Here is a 15560-nt window from a genome sequence, read left to right on the forward strand (position 1 = left end):
GCACAGGATATCGAGACTTCAGAGTCCCGCTGTCTCCAGCGGCCACTGATTGCGAAATGTCTTGCCATCCGTATCGATCGCTTCAACCTGGATTTCGCCGTTGCCGTGCACGGTGAAATCAAATCGGAAATTGGGGTCTTCCGAAATCGATATTCCACCTTCCATGGAGAGGATCGGCTGGCCGGCTTGGGAGATCGACAGTTTCTGGACAAAATGCGCCGGTATGAAATACTGGGTCAGCGGATCCCGCTGCAGCCCCGAATTGTTAGGGTGCCGGATCATCAACTGCAGTTCCTCGGTCTTGGTCATCGTCTCTTTGGGCGGGAACTGGCGCAGCTTCATCTGACCCATCGTCGCGTTGGCCTCGTCCTGGTTCTTGACCGCAGGGGCGGAGCATCCGCCTGACGCCTTGACGAAGGTCTGCGCCATATGGAGTTGGCCGCCCTGCGTCTCAGCGATGGCACGCAGATAGGAATAGTCGTTGACGCGCACGCGCGTCGACAGATGCGTCACGCCGGCATCCTTGCCGAGCTGGAACGTTGCCGCCACCGGTGCAGGGTTGGCATCGATGATCAAGGTAACGGATTTGATGCCGTCCGGGGCCTTGGCTGGATCGAGATAGATGTCGACGGGCACGATGGCGGCATCCTGCGCCCGCTTCGGCGCTTCGATCCTGACGACGCCGGTATCGACCAGAATTGCCCGATCGCCGAACACGTCGCCCTTCAAATCCTGCCAGATCCTATCCGAGGACGCGGTTGTTTGCTGTGCGCTGGCGGTTCCCGAGGAGCCGAGCAGCGTGCCGATGGCCAAGATGATCGCGACGAAAACGAATGCGAGCGGCAAAGCGAGCTGCCGGCTCGAGTAAGCGTGATTTTGCATTTCGATGCCTCCACCAATGCAAGAGAGGTGGTGCCCAGGCTGGCGTTGAGGATAAGCCTTTGGCGACGCCTTGGCAAATCGCCGTGCCTTACAGCTGCCTGGCGCATGTCGGTGTCGTCTATTCCCATTCGAGTTCGGCAAATGCGGCCGTTGCGTTGCGCTCGTTGTAGTCGTCGAACAGGTGCCAATTATCCCGTTCGCTTTCGCCAGCGGTTTTGACTGCTTCGCGCAGCGGCGTTCCGTCGGCGATCGCCTTGCGGATATCGCGCGCCAGAACCTCGAAATAGCGTCGCTCCCCCGCCAGCGCCTGTGGCCAGTCGGCCGTTAAAGGACCATGACCTGGAACGACGCGCGCGGCGTCGATCGCGGTGAGCGCATCCATCTGGCGGAGCCATCCAAGCAGGGATCCGTCGAGCGTCGGCAAGGAGCCCATAAACACGAGATCGCCGGCAAAGAGCGTTCTGGTCGCGGGATCGAACACGGTCAGGTCGTTGTCGGTGTGCGCCGCCTTCCATGCCCGCAGTTCGATCATGCGCCCGCCGAGGTCGAGTTGCAGGCGATCGTCGACCAGCATGGTCGGCGACACGATCTCGATCCCCTCCATCAGCGCCTCGCCAAGCTGTTCGCGATAGTTGTGCAGATAGAACGCGCCACGCGCCTCGAGGGCACGCGGCAGATTGCGGTGACCGACGATGGTCGCGCCGATCTTCCGGAATGCCGCATTGCCGAAGATATGGTCGGGATGCATGTGGGTGTTGACCAGGAAGCGAACCGGCTTTGCTGTCAGCTTTCCGATCGCGGCGAGAAAGGCGTGCGCCTCGATCAGGCTGCCACCGCTGTCGATGACGGCAACCGCATCGGTGCCGATGACGGCGCCCAGATTGCAGATCGCACCGTCGTTGGCGGCGGTCATCAACTCATCCGCGCCCTGGAAGGCGAAGACGCCGTCGGCGATTTGTCTGACCGAGAACCGAGAACTGCCACCTGCGGCCAGAACGGCTCGTCCGAGGCAGCATGGCAGCAAGGCGGCGCTGGCGGCGGTGCAGGCGAAGCCACTCACAAGCCTGCGTCTTAGCCGATCAACCGACATGAAGGCCTCCGATATGCATTTCGCCTGCTGGCAATCAGGTGACGTCCGGAAATCTATGATGGAACGACCGCAGAAGGTCGCTCATCACCTGCGAATTGCGATGTTGCCGTGGCAGCCGTACGTCGAACACGCCGAGCACATGGGTTGGCCGCGGCGCGAGCACGATGATGCGGTCCGACAGCATCAGTGCCTCGCGTAGATTGTGCGTCACCATCAAGGCGGTCGTTGGCCGTGCCGACCACACGGTCAAAAGCAGATGCCGAAGCCGCTCGGCGGTCTGTTCGTCGAGCGAGACAAAGGGTTCGTCCAGGAAAAGCACCGCCGGCTCGGTGGCGAAAGCCCTGGCAAGTGCTGCCCTGCGCGCAAGGCCGAGCGACAGTTCGGCAGGATAGAGCGAGCGCATGCCGGCGAGGCCGAGCGTGTCGAACAGCCTGTCGAGATTTTTCGCTCTCAAGCTTTTCGGCAACGCCAGCCTGACATTCTGCTCCACCGTTCGCCACGGCAGCAGGGTCGGTTCCTGGAATACGGCGGCGATGCGGTTCGAACCTCCTTGCGGCAACTGGAAGGAGCCGGAAAAGTCTTTGTCCAAGCCAAGCAGGATACGCAGCGTCGTGGTTTTGCCGCAGCCCGACGGTCCCAGCAAGCAGGCGAATTCGCCTTGCCGGACCTCGAAGGAAAGGTCCTGAAGCGCCGTGATCGAGACGCCTCGCGCGGACCTGAAGGTCTTTTCGGCGATGTCGACCTTAAGCGGGACGACGGCGCCAACGGGTTGCATGTCGTTCAACGGGCTGCACCAGGAGAAGTTCAATGACAAGCATCACCGCCACGAAAGCCAGCGTGTAGGCAAGAATGGCGGCGACATCGAAGAGCTGGAAATAGAGATGGATCTGGAAGCCGACACCGTTCGAGCGGCCGAGCAACTCGACGACCAGGACGATCTTCCAGATGAGGGCGATGCCGGATCGCGATGCGGCGGCAAGATAGGGCTGCAATTGCGGCAGCAGGATATGGCGGATGCGTTCAAGGCGGCCGAAGCGATAGACGGTGGCCATTTCGGCGTAACTTGGATCAAGCGCCCTGGCGCCTTCGCGCATCGTCACCACGACATTCGGGATCTTGTTCACCGCCACCGCGCCGATCGCCGCCACCTCGTTGAGGCCGAACCAGATATAGCCGAGGACGATGACCACCAGCGCCGGGATGTTGAGGAACAGGATCACCCACGGGTTGAAAAAACGGTCGACGCGACGATGGCTGCCGAGCAAAACGCCGATGACGGATCCGATGATCATTGCGACGATATATGCCGCGGCGACCCGGCCGAGGGTCACGCCGAGATGGTAAAAAAGGTCGCCGCTCGCAGCCTCCCTGAGAAGCACCTGCCAGACCTGCCCAGGTCCTGGAAAGGCACGGCTTGGCCAGACACTTGCCGCAAGGTTCCATAGCAGGCAAAGCCCGAGCAGGGAGACCGCTACGGTCAGCGCGGGCATGAGTGCCGTCGCCAGATTGCGTCGGCCGGACATGGTCGGCGGGGCATCACGCGCGCCGTCGGTTCCCAATGCGGTCATTTCTCGGGGTCCTGCCAGAACGTGCCGGGCGCCATTTCCGGCGCGCTGCCGACAAGCTTCGCGCCGCCGATCGCCGCAAGCACATGGTATAGCCTCCCGGCGTCGGCCGCTTCCTCGGCGATCGACCGGCTGGGAATGCCCTGGCGGTAGCGATCGCGCAGTTTTTCCAGTTCCTTGCCTTCCGCGCGAATGATCGGCGCCAGGCGCAGCCATTCGTCATCGGATCTGGCCAGCAAGTCCTTGGCTTGCGCGGACGCCCTCACGAAACCCCTGACGGCATCGGGGTTCTCGTTGGCCCATTGGTCATGGAAGACGTAACCGAGCGCCGAAACGGGTCCCAGAGCCCCGAGCGTCTTTGCCGCGTCATTCACGCCGATCAATCGACGGAAGCCATTGGCCTCGAGACGCGCGCAAAAATGCCAGAAATTCAGCACTGCATCGAGTTCGCCCTGTATCGCCTTTTCCGAAATCAGTGGCGGCGCGCCAAAGACGATGTCGCTGGTTGCCGACAGGTCGACGCCGAGATCGCGTCTGGTCAGCGCTTGTATCAGCAGCCAACTCTTGTCGAGCGGGCCGCCGGCGACGCCGATCTTCTTGTCCTTGAGATCGGCGACCGTCCGGATCGGCGAATCCTCCTTCACCATGATCGCACCCACCGCGGTCGAATAGGGGGTCAATGTGAGGTCGCCGCCTTCGGAGCGCTGGCGCGAGACCCACAGCCAGTCGGAGACGATCATATCGATCGCGCCAGCCAGCATCGCGACGTTGGTTGCATCCTCGCCGGCGAAGTCGATGATCTCCAGACCGATCCCGTTCGCGGCATCGAATTTGTGCTGCCTTAGCGTATCGAGTTCCCAACTCACGGTTCCAAACTTCAGCACACCGAGGCGAATCCTGGCTGCCGCAACGCCCGGCCTGGTAGCAAGAACAGCGGCTGTCCCGAGAACCGCCAGACGCAACGTCATGCGCCGTGAAACCATCATGACACCTCCTCCCCAGGGTTCCGCGCTGCCAAATCAGATGGCTCGTTCCTTGTTTGGAAATGCGCATTTCCAGCGCATGACCTTGAGGGTCGGGTGTTCTTGGGACCATTTCGCGATTTCGCTGGGGGCAAGGATCATGCATTGGAACAGAGTGCCGCGGCTCTCGAAATAGAGATGTTCGTCTCGGCAATTGCTCGGATTGGCGCTGAGGCAAACCGTCAATATGAGATCGACCATGTCCATTCAGCACCTCTTGCGCGTTCCCAAACGCTCATCCCGGCGAGCTCAGCCCAACCAGAAGCGAGGGCAAAATCACCGTTTGCCGGATTTCCCGAGGTGCCAATGGAGAAACCGGAGTGAGGTCAAGCTACGCGCTCGCCGGATCACCGTCAACAAAGACGAATGGACGGGTCTGTTGAGCACCCAGGCCTCTAAACCTTTGTACGATTGACTTTCACAACATGCCAATTAGCTTCTGAATCACGCGGCGCGGCTCCACGGGAGAAGCGGATATTCCACACCACCGCGTAAGGCGCATGCCGACGGATCAAAGGATCGGCATGCGCAAATCGTCCAGGGCACCCAGACGATCAATGAGGAAATGCCATGCGCGCAATCGCATTTTTCGCAGTCATGTCCGTTGTGCCCTTCATCGCGAGCCAATCCCAGGCACAGGATGCGGCGGCGGGTGAGAAGGTCTTCGCCAAATGCAAGGTCTGCCACGTCGCCGACCAGGACAAGAACAAGGTCGGCCCGTCGTTGAACGGCGTCATAGGCCGAACGGCTGGAACACACCCGGGGTTCAGCTATTCTCAGGCGATGGTCGCGGCTGGCAAATCCGGCGTCAAATGGGATGAGCCCTCACTGAAGACCTATCTTCACGATCCCAAGGCCATGGTCAAAGGAACGAAGATGGCGTTTGTCGGCCTCAAGCAGGACGAAGACATCGCCAATGTCATTGCCTATCTGAAGCAATTCTCGAAATAGAGCGCAGCCGGCCGTTCGAATTTGCGTTCGGCCGGCGGACGCCTCAATCACGCATCGGCTTGCAGCCTCTGCATTGCCGAAGGCAGATCGAAAAGGCTGTCGCAAACAAGGTCGGCGCCAAGCTCTTCCACCGGAATGTGGCTGTAGCCGCCGCGCAACAGAATGACGGGCAAGCCGGCGGCGCGTGCGGCGCCCAGGTCAGCGCCACTGTCTCCGACCAGCAGCGCGTCACCGGCGTCGACCCCAAGCTGTGCCAACGCCAGCAGCAGGGCATCGGGCGCCGGTTTCAGGAATGTCACCGCGTCTCCGCCAACGATGGCGCCGAAATATTCCGTCAATCCGAAATGAAGCAGGATTTCGCGGGTCGCCAACTGCGGTTTGTTGGTTACCACCCCCATGCTTACCCCGCCCAAATGAAAGTGGGTGAGAGCCTCCCTGACGCCAGGCATCAGCCTTGTCAGGCCGGTCAGATGCCGGCGGTAGATAGGCGCCATGACGCGGTTGGCCTCATCGAGAGCGTTACCGAGCAGTGGCGCTCCCGACGCCGCGAAGGCTCGCTCGATCAATTTCCTGACGCCGCCGCCGATCATGGCCGTGACCTGATCCAGGCGCAGCGGCGGCAGATCGCGGCTGGCCAGCAATTCGTTGACTGCGGCCGCTATGTCCGGCGCCGAGTCGACCAGCGTGCCGTCGAGGTCGAACAGGATCGCCTTCGGCGATCGAAGCGGCCTACCTGCGCCGACGTTCATGCGGCATCCTTCCACTTGATCGAGCAGCCGATCGAGGCGATCTGGTCCAGCGGCCCGTCGCCGGTTCGGGCAACCTGCTTCATCGCCTCGAACAGATCGCGTCTCAGCCCGGGCGCTCCGGCTTCTCGTCGCGAGGCGTCCAGCCGACCGCGATATTGCAGTCCCAACTCGCTGTTGAACCCGAAGAAATCGGGAGTGCACACGGCTGCGTAATCGCGCGCCACAGTTTGGTGCTGGTCGTGCAGGTAAGGGAAGCTGAAGCCGCTCGTCGTGGCGAAGAGCTTCATTTGGTCGAAGGAATCCTCCGGGTAGGCATCGGCATCGTTTGAGTTGATCGCGACAAAGCCGATACCTTCGGCCTTGAGGTCGTTGGCATCGCGCACGATACGTGAAATCACCGCCTTCACATAAGGGCAGTGATTGCAGATGAAGGCCACGACCAGGCCGTTCGGGCCGGCCTGGCTGAAGATCGAATGCGACCTGCCGTCGACGTCAGGCAAAACGGCATCGATGGCGCGCCAGCCGAAATCGCAGACAGGGGGGACGGCCGCCATGCTTGCCTCCGATGGAATGGTTTACGCGGCTTTCCGGATCGCACCGTCGGCCGCCTTTCGGATGGTTCCAATGTTGGCGCGATAGGCCGCCTCGGTGCCCCCCTTGAACACGGCCGACCCGGCGACCAGCACATTGGCGCCGGCCGCGGCGACCAGCGGGGCGGTTTCGGCCGTGACGCCGCCATCGATTTCGATGTCAATCGGGCGGTGGCCAACCAGTGCCTTGATTCGCCTGATCTTCTCGATGACCGCGGAAATGAAGGCCTGGCCGCCAAAGCCTGGATTGACCGTCATCAGAAGCACCAGGTCGAGCCTGTCGAGCACATATTCGATGGCGCTCTCCGGCGTCGAAGGATTCAGCGATACGCCGGCCTTCTTGCCGAGATTTTTGATCGCCTGCAGGGAACGATCGAGATGCGGCCCGGCCTCGGCGTGCACCGTGATGATGTCGCAGCCGGCGTCGGCGAAGGCGGCCAGATAGGGGTCGGCCGGCGCGATCATCAGATGGCAGTCGAAGACTTTGTCCGTTCGGTCGCGGATCGCCTTGATCACCGGCGGACCGAAGGTGATGTTGGGTACGAAATGCCCGTCCATCACGTCGAGATGGATCCAGTCGGCACCCGCCCGCACGACAGCTTCGACCTCGTCGCCGAGCCGCGAGAAATCCGCGGAAAGCACGGAGGGTGCGATGATTGTCCTGGTGACCATGGTCGTCGTCTCCAATCCTGTCTGCGCTGTTGGTCTCTGCGCCAGCCGGCTTCATCCCGTCAGCGCATCTTCGTCTCCGGTTCGCCTTCGAGTTTCCCTTCCGCGAACACGCGGCTGCCGCGGATGTCGGATTCCTCGATGGTGACAAGATCGGCCTTGGTCAACACCCTGCTGCGCGATGCGAAAAGCCGGTTGGCCTGCCGCAGCCGTGCCCGATCGAGCCCATTGCGGACCGAACGCGCGTTGGAGAAATGCGGCAGCCTCATGCGGATCGGAAGATACTCTTCGAGCGCACGGGATGCCGCCTCGCTGAGGCGATAATTCTGCTCCGCGAGCATAATCTCGGCGATTGATTTCAGTTCGCTGACACCATAGTCGGGGAAATCGAGATGGTGGGCGATGCGCGAACGCATACCGGGATTGCTGTCGAAGAAGCGGTCCATCTTGTTCTTGTAGCCGGCAAGGATCACAACCAGATCGTCACGGTTGTTCTCCATGCACTGCAGCAGGATTTCGATCGATTCCTGGCCGTAGTCGCGTTCGTTCTCGGGCTTGTAGAGATAGTACGCCTCGTCGATGAAAAGCACGCCGCCCATGGCACGCTTGATCACCTCGCGGGTCTTGGGCGCGGTGTGGCCCACATACTGGCCAACAAGATCGTCGCGCGTCACGGCGACCATGTGGCCTTCGCGGACATAGCCCAGACGATGCAGGATTTCGGCCATCCTCAGCGCCACGGTGGTCTTTCCGGTGCCGGGATTTCCCGTAAAGTTCATGTGCAGCGTCGGGGCGCCCGAGGTCAGCCCGAACTTGCGGCGAAGCCGGTCGACCAGGAGGAGAGCGGCGATCTCGCGGATGCGGGTCTTGACCGGCTTCAGGCCAACGAGTTCACGGTCGAGCTTGTCCATCACCTCGTCGATGTTGGAGGCCTCGAACTCGGCCTGCAGATCAACCGTCGCGTCCTGTGCGGCAGCGTCCTTGGTCATCGCGTTCAGCATGGTTCAGCTAGCTCCGCTCGCCCTCTGGCCTGTCGGTCGCATAAGGCACGATCGAATAACCCTGGCTGCGGCCGTCGCGCTCCTGGCGCAGCAGCCGGAACCCGGGTTCGCTGGGCGGCCGGTTGACAATGAACGACATGCGCGGCGCTTCCCAGCCCTTGGTCGAATCGAAGGCGGTTACCCGCACATACATGTTCGGACAGGCTTTCCGGCAAGCATTGACCTCGAGCAGTATGCCCGCCGGATCTTTCAAATCGAACATCGGGTTGCCGTACATTTCCCAGTAGGTGTTTCGCGGATGCGGATCGTCCGTGTACTCGACGCTGACCGCCCAATGGTTCTTCAGCGCGTATTTGATCTGCGCCGAAATCTGCTCATCGGTCAGGTCTGGCAGGAACGAGAACTGTCCCTGCGTGACCTTGTTTCCCGGATTGGTCATCATGACGATGGTTCCTTTCGTCTAGAAGCTGGGCGTTGCGGTTGGCACGAAGTCGGCCGTGTCGGTCGATTCGTAGTTGAAGGTGACGTCCTTCCAGGTCTCCAGGGCAGCCTTCAGCGGCGTGCACCATCTGGCCGCCTGTTCGAGGATCTTGGTCCCTTCGCGCAAATAATCGCGCCCCTCGTTGCGGGCCAGGATCATCGCTTCCAGGGCGACGCGATTGGCCGTCGCGCCTGCCTGGATGCCGTCCGGATGGCCGATTGTGCCGCCGCCGAACTGCAGGATGACGTCCTCGCCGAGATAGTGGATCAACTGATGCATCTGGCCGGCATGGATGCCGCCCGAGGCGACGGGCATCACCTTGTTGAGCGAGGCCCATTCTTGATCGAAGAACAGCCCGGTTTCGAGGTTCTGCGGCGTGCGCTCCTCACGCAGCGTGTCATAAAATCCCTTGATCATGAGCGGGTCGCCTTCCAGCTTGCCGACCACCGTGCCGGCATGGATGTGGTCGACGCCGGCCATGCGCATCCATTTGCAGATGACGCGGAAATTCATGCCGTGGTTCTTCTGGCGCGAATAGGTCGAGTTGCCGGCACGGTGCAGGTGCAGGATCATGTCGTTGCGGCGCGCCCACTTGGCCATCGACTGGATCGCCGTGTAGCCGATGACGAGGTCGATCATGACGATGCAGGAACCAAGCTGCTTGGCGAATTCGGCGCGCTCGTACATCTCCTCCATCGTGCCGGCGGTGACGTTAAGATAATGGCCTTTGACCTCGCCGGTGGCGGCCGACGCCTTGTTCACGGCCTCCATGCAGTAGAGAAAGCGGTCGCGCCAGTGCATGAAGGGCTGCGAGTTGATGTTCTCGTCGTCCTTGACGAAGTCGAGGCCGCCCTTCAGCGCTTCGTAAACGACGCGCCCATAATTGCGGCCCGAGAGGCCGAGCTTCGGCTTCGTCGTAGCGCCGAGCAGCGGCCGGCCGAACTTGTCGAGCCGCTCACGCTCCACCACGATGCCTGTCGCCGGCCCCTGGAAGGTTTTGAGGTACGCGACCGGGATACGCATGTCTTCCAGCCGCAGCGCCTTGACTGCCTTGAAGCCGAACACATTGCCGATGATCGATGCGGTCAAATTGGCGATCGAGCCCGGCTCGAACAGGTCGAGGTCGTAGGCGATGTAGGCGAAGTACTGTTGCTCGGTCTTGGTTCCGGGACCGGTGTTCGGCACCGGCTCGGATCTGAACGCCTTGGCGCGGTAGAGCTCGCAAGCGGTCAGCCGGTCGGTCCACACCACGGTCCACGTCGCAGTGGAGGATTCGCCGGCGATGGCCGCCGCCGCCTCCTCGTGGTCGACACCGGGTTGCGGCGTGATCCGGAACATGGCGATCAGATCGGTTTCCTTGGGCCTGTAGTCAGGCTCCCAATAGCCCATCTTCTTGTAGGGGATGACCCCTGACTTGTAGCGTTCCTTGCCTTCCTTGAGCGTCCCCACTGGCAGTATGTCGATCTTGTTCATGACAGGTCTCCTGTTTGTTGCTCAGGCGGCTTTCGCGGTTGCGATATGGGGGTCGAGTTTTCCCGCGGCGTAACGTTTCGCCATCTCGTCCATGGCGATGACCTTGATCTTCGAGGCGTTGGACGCCGTACCGAAGCGCTCGAAGCGGTCCCGGCAAAGGTCGCGCAAGGCATCCATGGCGGGTTTCAGGAATTTGCGGGGATCGAACTCGCGCGGGTCTTCCGTCGCGACGCGGCGGAACTGCCCGGCCATGGCCATGCGGCAATCGGTGTCGATGTTGACCTTGCGCACGCCGTAGCGGATGCCGCGCTCGATCTCCTCGACCGGAACGCCAAAGGTCTGGGGCATCTCGCCGCCGTATCTGTTGATGATGTCCTGCAGCTCCTGCGGCACCGAGGAAGAGCCGTGCATGACCAGATGCGTGTTGGGCAGCTTCTCGTGGATCGCCTCGATCACCTGCATGGCCAGGATGTCGCCGTCCGGCTTGCGGGTGAATTTGTAGGCGCCGTGCGAGGTGCCGCAGGCAATCGCCAGCGCGTCGACCTGGGTTGCAGTCACAAAGTCGACCGCCTGATCGGGATCGGTCAAGAGTTGGTCGTGAGAGAGCGCGCCCTCGGCGCCGTGGCCATCCTCCGCCTCGCTTTGGCCGGTTTCCAGCGAGCCGAGCACGCCCAGTTCGCCTTCGACGGAAGCGCCGACCCAATGCGCCATGCGTGCGACGCGTTCGGTTATGGCGACGTTGTAGTCGTAGCTTGCCGGCGTCTTGGCGTCCGCCATCAAGGATCCGTCCATCATCACCGAGGTGAAGCCGTGGCGGATCGCGGAAAGGCAGGTGGCCTCGCTGTTGCCGTGGTCTTGATGGATGCATAGCGGGATGGCCGGGTGGATTTCGGTCAGCGCCTCCATCATCTTGGCCAGCATGATGTCGTTGGCATAGGACCGGGCGCCACGTGAAGCCTGGATGATGACTGGCGCGTCGCAGGCCTTGGCCGCCTCCATGATGGCGAGGCCCTGTTCCATGTTGTTGATGTTGAATGCCGGAACGCCGTAGCCGTGCTCGGCGGCATGGTCGAGAAGCTGGCGAAGGGTGATGCGAGCCATTGTGAATCCTCCTAGATGATGAGCTTCAGCGCCGCTGCAGCAACCGCTTCGGATGTTATGTTGAAATGCCGGTAGAGGTCGGGGGCAGGGGCGCTGGCGCCGAAGCCGGTCATGCCGACGAAAGCACCGGTCTCGCCGATCCAGCGGTCCCAGCCCAGCCGGGCTGCCGCTTCGACCGCGACGCGCGGCGCCGAGCCGAGGACGGCCTTGCGGGTGGCGCTTTCCTGCTCCTCGAAAAGCTCCCAGCACGGCATCGACACGACGGCGGCGGCGACGCCATGCTCGGTCTCCAGCCTTTCGGCGGCAGCAACCGCGATCTCGACCTCCGAGCCGGTGGCGATCAGGGTGACGGCGCGGTGCTTTGACGGCTCGCGCAGGATGTAAGCGCCTTGGCAGGAGCGGTTCTCGTCGCTGTGCGACCGACGCAGCATCGGCAAGTTCTGGCGCGACAGCACCAGGACGCTCGGCCGATCCTTGCTCTTTAGCGCGAGTTCCCAGCACTCCGCCGTTTCGATGACATCCGCCGGGCGGAAGACGTTGAGATTAGGCGTGGCACGCAGCATCGCAAGGTGCTCGACCGGCTGGTGCGTCGGGCCGTCCTCGCCGAGGCCGATGGAATCGTGTGTCATCACATAGATGACGCGCTGGCCCATGAGCGCCGAGAGCCGCATCGCGCCGCGCGCATAATCGGCGAAGCACAGGAACGTACCGCCATAGGGCACGAAACCGCCATGCAGCGCGATGCCGTTCATGGCGGCCGCCATGCCGTGCTCACGAATGCCGTAGTGAATGTAGCGGCCGGCATAATCACCCGGCGCAATGCGGTTCATGCCCTTGGTGATCGTCAGATTTGAATGCGTCAGATCGGCCGAGCCGCCGACGGTCAATTCCGTTACGCCGTTGATGGCCTCCAGCGCCATTTCGGAGGCTTTTCGCGTCGCCACCTTGGTTGCCTTCTCGACATGTTCGCGACGAAAGGCGTCGAGCGCTTTGAAGACGGTGTCGGGCAGTTCGGCCGCGACGGCGCTCTCAAAAGCCTCGCGCCGCGGCGAGGCGGCAAGCCGCTGCTCCCAGGCGCGCCGCATCGCTTCGCCGCGACCGGCAATCTCGCGCCAGGCGAAAAAAATATCATCCGGCACATCGAACGGCGCGTGGGCCCAGCCGATGTTTTCGCGTGTCGCGGCGATCTCTGCTTCACCCAGCGGTGCGCCGTGCGTCTTCTCCGAACCGCCGAGATTGGGGGCACCCATGCCGATCACTGTGCGGCAGGCAATCAGCGATGGCCGATCCGACCGCCGCGCCGACTCGATTGCCGCGGCGACTGCCTCCATGTCGTGGCCGGCGACGCTTTGGACATCCCAGCCGGCGGCCTTGAAGCGCGCCGGCTGGTCCATCGACGTGGAGAGGGAGGTCGGCCCGTCAATGGAAATCGCATTGTCGTCCCAGAAGACGATCAGGCGGGAAAGCTTCAGGTGACCAGCGAGGTCTATCGCCTCGTGACTGATGCCCTCCTGAAGGCAGCCGTCGCCCGCAATCACATAGGTATGATGATCGACCAGATCGGTACCATAGCGGGCGGCAAGCATACGTTCCGCCAGCGCCATGCCGACCGCCGTGGAAATGCCCTGTCCGAGCGGTCCGGTGGTGGTCTCCACGCCAAGCGCATGGCCGTATTCCGGATGTCCGGCGGTGCGGCTGCCCAACTGCCGAAATCGCTGCAATTCCTCGATCTGCATGTCTTCATAGCCAAGCAGATGATGCAGCGCGTATTGCAGCATCGAGCCGTGGCCGGCTGAAAGCACGAAACGGTCACGGTCGGGCCAGCCCGGCCTCGACGGATCGATGTTGATGAAGCGGTTGAACAGCACCGTTGCGACATCGGCCATGCCCATCGGCATGCCAGGGTGACCCGAATTCGCCTTTTGGACGCTGTCCATCGCCAGCGCGCGAATGGCGTTCGCCATGTCGCGCTCCGAGACGGGAGCGGTTGTGGTGACGGGCTTCAGTGCTGTTTGGCTGGTCATTGCATCCTCCTCACGACACACGGCTCTTGCGTTCAGTCAATTGCAGAATGAGCGGCGTCAGGATCAGCTGCATGGCAAGATCGAGCTTGTTGCCTGGCACCACGATGGAATTTGGCCGCGACATGAACGAGTCGTGGATCATCGACAGCAGATACGGAAAATCGATGCCGCGCGGATTGGCGAAGCGGATAACCAGCATCGATTCGTCGGGCGTCGGAATCCAGCGCGCGATAAACGGGTTGGACGTATCGACGATCGGCACGCGCTGGAAGTTGATGGCGGTCTGCGAGAATTGCGGGACAATGTAGCGGACATAGTCGGGCATCCGGCGCAGGATGACGTCCATCACCGCCTCGGTGGAATAGCCGCGTGTCGAACGGTCGCGATGGATCTTCTGGATCCATTCGAGATTGATGACCGGCACGACGCCGATCTTGAGATCCGCATGCTTGGCCAAATTGATCGTGTCGGTGACGACACAGCCGTGCAGCCCCTCGTAGAAGAGCAGGTCGCTGGGAGCGAATTCGCGCCATTCGGTAAAGGTTCCCGGGGGCGTGCCGTGCTGCTTTTCCTCTTCCTCATCATGAATGTAGGTGCGGGTCTTGCCGGTTCCGCGGCGGCCATATTCCGCGAACACCTCTTCGAGAATTCCGAGTTCGTTGGCCGCGGCATTGAAATGGGTGAAGTTCGGGTTGCCGGCCTTTTCCTCCTCGGCCACCTTTGCCTTCATCGCCGCGCGGTCGTAGCGGTGGAATGCGTCGCCTTCGATGAAAGCGGCCTCGATGTTCTCGCGCCGGAAAATCAGCTCGAAGATGCGCTTGACCGAGGTCGTGCCGGCGCCCGACGACCCGGTGATGGTGATGATGGGGTGCTTGGCTGACATGGTGCTGCTCAGGCTCTGAACAGGCCGCGGCGGCTGAACAGCGGCGCACGCTCACCGATGTTGCTCGGCTCTGTGTGGTAGCGGGTGATGCGCGCGACTTCCCGCGCCGACCCGAAGATCATCGGCACGCGCTGATGCAGGCTCTCGGGTTCGATTTCCAGGATACGGTTGATCGCATCGGTGGCGGCACCGCCAGCCTGTTCTATGAGATAGGCGATCGGGTTGGCCTCGTAGACGAGGCGCAGCCGTCCCTGACCATAGCCCTTGCGCCGATCGCCGGGGTAGAGAAAAACGCCGCCGCGCATCAATATGCGGTAACAGTCGGCAACCAGAGAGGCGATCCAGCGCATGTTGAAATCCTTCTCGCGCGGTCCTTCGGTGCCCTCCAGGCAGTCGTCTACATAGAGCCGCACGGCCTCGTCCCAGTGCCGGTAGTTGGCGGCGTTGATGGCGAACTCCTGAGTGCGTTGCGGAATGATCCGGCTTTCATAGGCCTGGACGAAGGTTCCGAGCCTTGTCGAGAAGACGAAGACATGCGTGCCGCTGCCGAGCGACAGGACGAGTGCCAGCTGCGGCCCATAGATGAAGAAACCGGCGCCTAGCTGGTTCACGCCCGCCTGCAGGAAAGAGGCGGCCGGATCAGCGTCCGGCGCGCCAGTTGCGGTCAGGAGCGAGAAGATCGTTCCGATCGACACGTTGGTGTCGATGTTGGAAGAGCCGTCGAGCGGGTCGATCGCGATGGCGAGTGGCGCTTGCCTGTCGAGCAGGACTGGCTGCTCCAGCTCCTCGGAGGCGTAAAGCGCGACCGGTGCACGGCGCATGGCGTCGAGGAAGATGTCGTCGGAGAAGACGTCGAGATCCTTCTGGACGTCGCCATCGGCATTGGCGCCACGGGTTTCGGCAAAGGCGGCGCCGAGCACCCCTTGGTTGATGGTGTTGCGGACCTTGATGGCGGCCTGTGTCAACTGACGGACGGTCGTCACAACTGCCGAGCGAAATTCGTCAGGCTGGCCGAGATAGGAGTTCAGAAAAGCGTCGAGCGTTGCCGCTGGCATCGTAACCTCCCGGTCGGGCCGCAT

At 62.1% G+C, this 15560-nt stretch carries 17 protein-coding genes; 1 reads left to right on the forward strand and 16 read right to left on the reverse strand.

Annotation, left to right across the window (positions count from 1 at the left end):
- Positions 1-18 precede the first annotated feature (18 nt).
- The 6 genes from NKH06_RS05395 to NKH06_RS05420 all read right to left on the reverse strand — a co-directional run bounded on the left by NKH06_RS05395 (position 19) and on the right by NKH06_RS05420 (position 4766).
- Positions 19-882, reverse strand: a complete 864-nt coding sequence (locus NKH06_RS05395; RefSeq protein WP_023810389.1) for a quinoprotein dehydrogenase-associated SoxYZ-like carrier — start codon at positions 880-882, stop codon at positions 19-21.
- A gap of 118 nt (positions 883-1000) precedes the next feature.
- Entirely contained in the window at positions 1001-1972 is a 972-nt protein-coding gene (locus NKH06_RS05400; protein ID WP_352440184.1) for a quinoprotein relay system zinc metallohydrolase 2, read from the reverse strand.
- A gap of 34 nt (positions 1973-2006) precedes the next feature.
- Positions 2007-2747, reverse strand: coding sequence for an ABC transporter ATP-binding protein (locus NKH06_RS05405; RefSeq protein ID WP_023810391.1), 741 nt, complete (start codon positions 2745-2747; stop codon positions 2007-2009).
- Positions 2716-3540, reverse strand: coding sequence for an ABC transporter permease (locus tag NKH06_RS05410; RefSeq protein ID WP_031212962.1), 825 nt, complete (start codon positions 3538-3540; stop codon positions 2716-2718). Before NKH06_RS05410 ends, NKH06_RS05405 begins: the two co-directional genes overlap by 32 nt.
- Entirely contained in the window at positions 3537-4523 is a 987-nt protein-coding gene (locus NKH06_RS05415) for an ABC transporter substrate-binding protein (RefSeq protein WP_023810393.1), read from the reverse strand. Before NKH06_RS05415 ends, NKH06_RS05410 begins: the two co-directional genes overlap by 4 nt.
- Before the next feature lie 33 nt (positions 4524-4556).
- Positions 4557-4766, reverse strand: a complete 210-nt coding sequence (locus tag NKH06_RS05420; protein WP_023810394.1) for a hypothetical protein — start codon at positions 4764-4766, stop codon at positions 4557-4559.
- 363 nt (positions 4767-5129) lie between these two features.
- On the opposite strand from NKH06_RS05420, the gene NKH06_RS05425 reads away from it, so the two are divergent.
- Positions 5130-5510, forward strand: a complete 381-nt coding sequence (locus tag NKH06_RS05425) for a c-type cytochrome (RefSeq protein WP_023810395.1) — start codon at positions 5130-5132, stop codon at positions 5508-5510.
- Positions 5511-5557: 47 nt separating this feature from the next.
- Here the strand turns inward: NKH06_RS05425 and gph are convergent, their stop codons facing one another.
- The 10 genes from gph to NKH06_RS05475 are packed head-to-tail and all read right to left on the reverse strand — an operon-like array spanning position 5558 to position 15536.
- A complete protein-coding gene (gene gph / locus NKH06_RS05430; RefSeq protein WP_352440185.1) occupies positions 5558-6259 on the reverse strand; it encodes a phosphoglycolate phosphatase in 702 nt (233 codons plus the stop codon).
- Positions 6256-6813: a thioredoxin family protein gene (locus NKH06_RS05435; protein WP_023810397.1), complete on the reverse strand. Its 558-nt coding sequence runs from the start codon at positions 6811-6813 to the stop codon at positions 6256-6258. The genes gph and NKH06_RS05435 overlap by 4 nt, the downstream gene beginning before the upstream one ends.
- A gap of 21 nt (positions 6814-6834) precedes the next feature.
- Positions 6835-7521 (reverse strand): ribulose-phosphate 3-epimerase, encoded by a 687-nt coding sequence (gene rpe / locus NKH06_RS05440; RefSeq protein WP_352440186.1) that lies wholly within the window; start codon positions 7519-7521, stop codon positions 6835-6837.
- A 59-nt stretch (positions 7522-7580) separates the two neighbouring features.
- On the reverse strand, positions 7581-8519 hold the full coding sequence (cbbX, locus tag NKH06_RS05445) for a CbbX protein (protein ID WP_023810399.1): 939 nt from the start codon (positions 8517-8519) through the stop codon (positions 7581-7583).
- A gap of 7 nt (positions 8520-8526) precedes the next feature.
- Positions 8527-8961, reverse strand: coding sequence for a ribulose bisphosphate carboxylase small subunit (locus NKH06_RS05450; protein WP_013532057.1), 435 nt, complete (start codon positions 8959-8961; stop codon positions 8527-8529).
- An 18-nt stretch (positions 8962-8979) separates the two neighbouring features.
- Positions 8980-10473, reverse strand: coding sequence for a ribulose-bisphosphate carboxylase large subunit (locus tag NKH06_RS05455; RefSeq protein ID WP_023810401.1), 1494 nt, complete (start codon positions 10471-10473; stop codon positions 8980-8982).
- Positions 10474-10494: 21 nt separating this feature from the next.
- A complete protein-coding gene (gene fba / locus NKH06_RS05460) occupies positions 10495-11574 on the reverse strand; it encodes a class II fructose-bisphosphate aldolase (RefSeq protein ID WP_023810402.1) in 1080 nt (359 codons plus the stop codon).
- Positions 11575-11585: 11 nt separating this feature from the next.
- Entirely contained in the window at positions 11586-13598 is a 2013-nt protein-coding gene (gene tkt, locus NKH06_RS05465; protein WP_352440188.1) for a transketolase, read from the reverse strand.
- Between the two features lie 10 nt (positions 13599-13608).
- Complete coding sequence (locus NKH06_RS05470; protein ID WP_352440189.1) at positions 13609-14481, reverse strand: phosphoribulokinase; 873 nt, start codon at positions 14479-14481, stop codon at positions 13609-13611.
- An 8-nt stretch (positions 14482-14489) separates the two neighbouring features.
- A complete protein-coding gene (locus NKH06_RS05475) occupies positions 14490-15536 on the reverse strand; it encodes a class 1 fructose-bisphosphatase (RefSeq protein WP_023810405.1) in 1047 nt (348 codons plus the stop codon).
- Positions 15537-15560: the final 24 nt, after the last annotated feature.

Source organism: Mesorhizobium sp. M1342, from assembly GCF_040317955.1.
In the GTDB taxonomy this organism is placed as follows: Bacteria; Pseudomonadota; Alphaproteobacteria; order Rhizobiales; family Rhizobiaceae; genus Mesorhizobium.

Bases quoted from the DNA above. Each gene is read 5' to 3' on its own strand.
- NKH06_RS05395 (WP_023810389.1), bottom strand. From the start codon at position 882: ATGCAAAATCACGCTTACTCGAGCCGGCAGCTCGCTTTGCCGCTCGCA.
- NKH06_RS05400 (WP_352440184.1), bottom strand. From the start codon at position 1,972: ATGTCGGTTGATCGGCTAAGACGCAGGCTTGTGAGTGGCTTCGCCTGC.
- NKH06_RS05405 (WP_023810391.1), bottom strand. From the start codon at position 2,747: ATGCAACCCGTTGGCGCCGTCGTCCCGCTTAAGGTCGACATCGCCGAA.
- NKH06_RS05410 (WP_031212962.1), bottom strand. From the start codon at position 3,540: ATGACCGCATTGGGAACCGACGGCGCGCGTGATGCCCCGCCGACCATG.
- NKH06_RS05415 (WP_023810393.1), bottom strand. From the start codon at position 4,523: ATGATGGTTTCACGGCGCATGACGTTGCGTCTGGCGGTTCTCGGGACA.
- NKH06_RS05420 (WP_023810394.1), bottom strand. From the start codon at position 4,766: ATGGACATGGTCGATCTCATATTGACGGTTTGCCTCAGCGCCAATCCG.
- NKH06_RS05425 (WP_023810395.1), top strand. From the start codon at position 5,130: ATGCGCGCAATCGCATTTTTCGCAGTCATGTCCGTTGTGCCCTTCATC.
- gph (WP_352440185.1), bottom strand. From the start codon at position 6,259: ATGAACGTCGGCGCAGGTAGGCCGCTTCGATCGCCGAAGGCGATCCTG.
- NKH06_RS05435 (WP_023810397.1), bottom strand. From the start codon at position 6,813: ATGGCGGCCGTCCCCCCTGTCTGCGATTTCGGCTGGCGCGCCATCGAT.
- rpe (WP_352440186.1), bottom strand. From the start codon at position 7,521: ATGGTCACCAGGACAATCATCGCACCCTCCGTGCTTTCCGCGGATTTC.
- cbbX (WP_023810399.1), bottom strand. From the start codon at position 8,519: ATGCTGAACGCGATGACCAAGGACGCTGCCGCACAGGACGCGACGGTT.
- NKH06_RS05450 (WP_013532057.1), bottom strand. From the start codon at position 8,961: ATGATGACCAATCCGGGAAACAAGGTCACGCAGGGACAGTTCTCGTTC.
- NKH06_RS05455 (WP_023810401.1), bottom strand. From the start codon at position 10,473: ATGAACAAGATCGACATACTGCCAGTGGGGACGCTCAAGGAAGGCAAG.
- fba (WP_023810402.1), bottom strand. From the start codon at position 11,574: ATGGCTCGCATCACCCTTCGCCAGCTTCTCGACCATGCCGCCGAGCAC.
- tkt (WP_352440188.1), bottom strand. From the start codon at position 13,598: ATGACCAGCCAAACAGCACTGAAGCCCGTCACCACAACCGCTCCCGTC.
- NKH06_RS05470 (WP_352440189.1), bottom strand. From the start codon at position 14,481: ATGTCAGCCAAGCACCCCATCATCACCATCACCGGGTCGTCGGGCGCC.
- NKH06_RS05475 (WP_023810405.1), bottom strand. From the start codon at position 15,536: ATGCCAGCGGCAACGCTCGACGCTTTTCTGAACTCCTATCTCGGCCAG.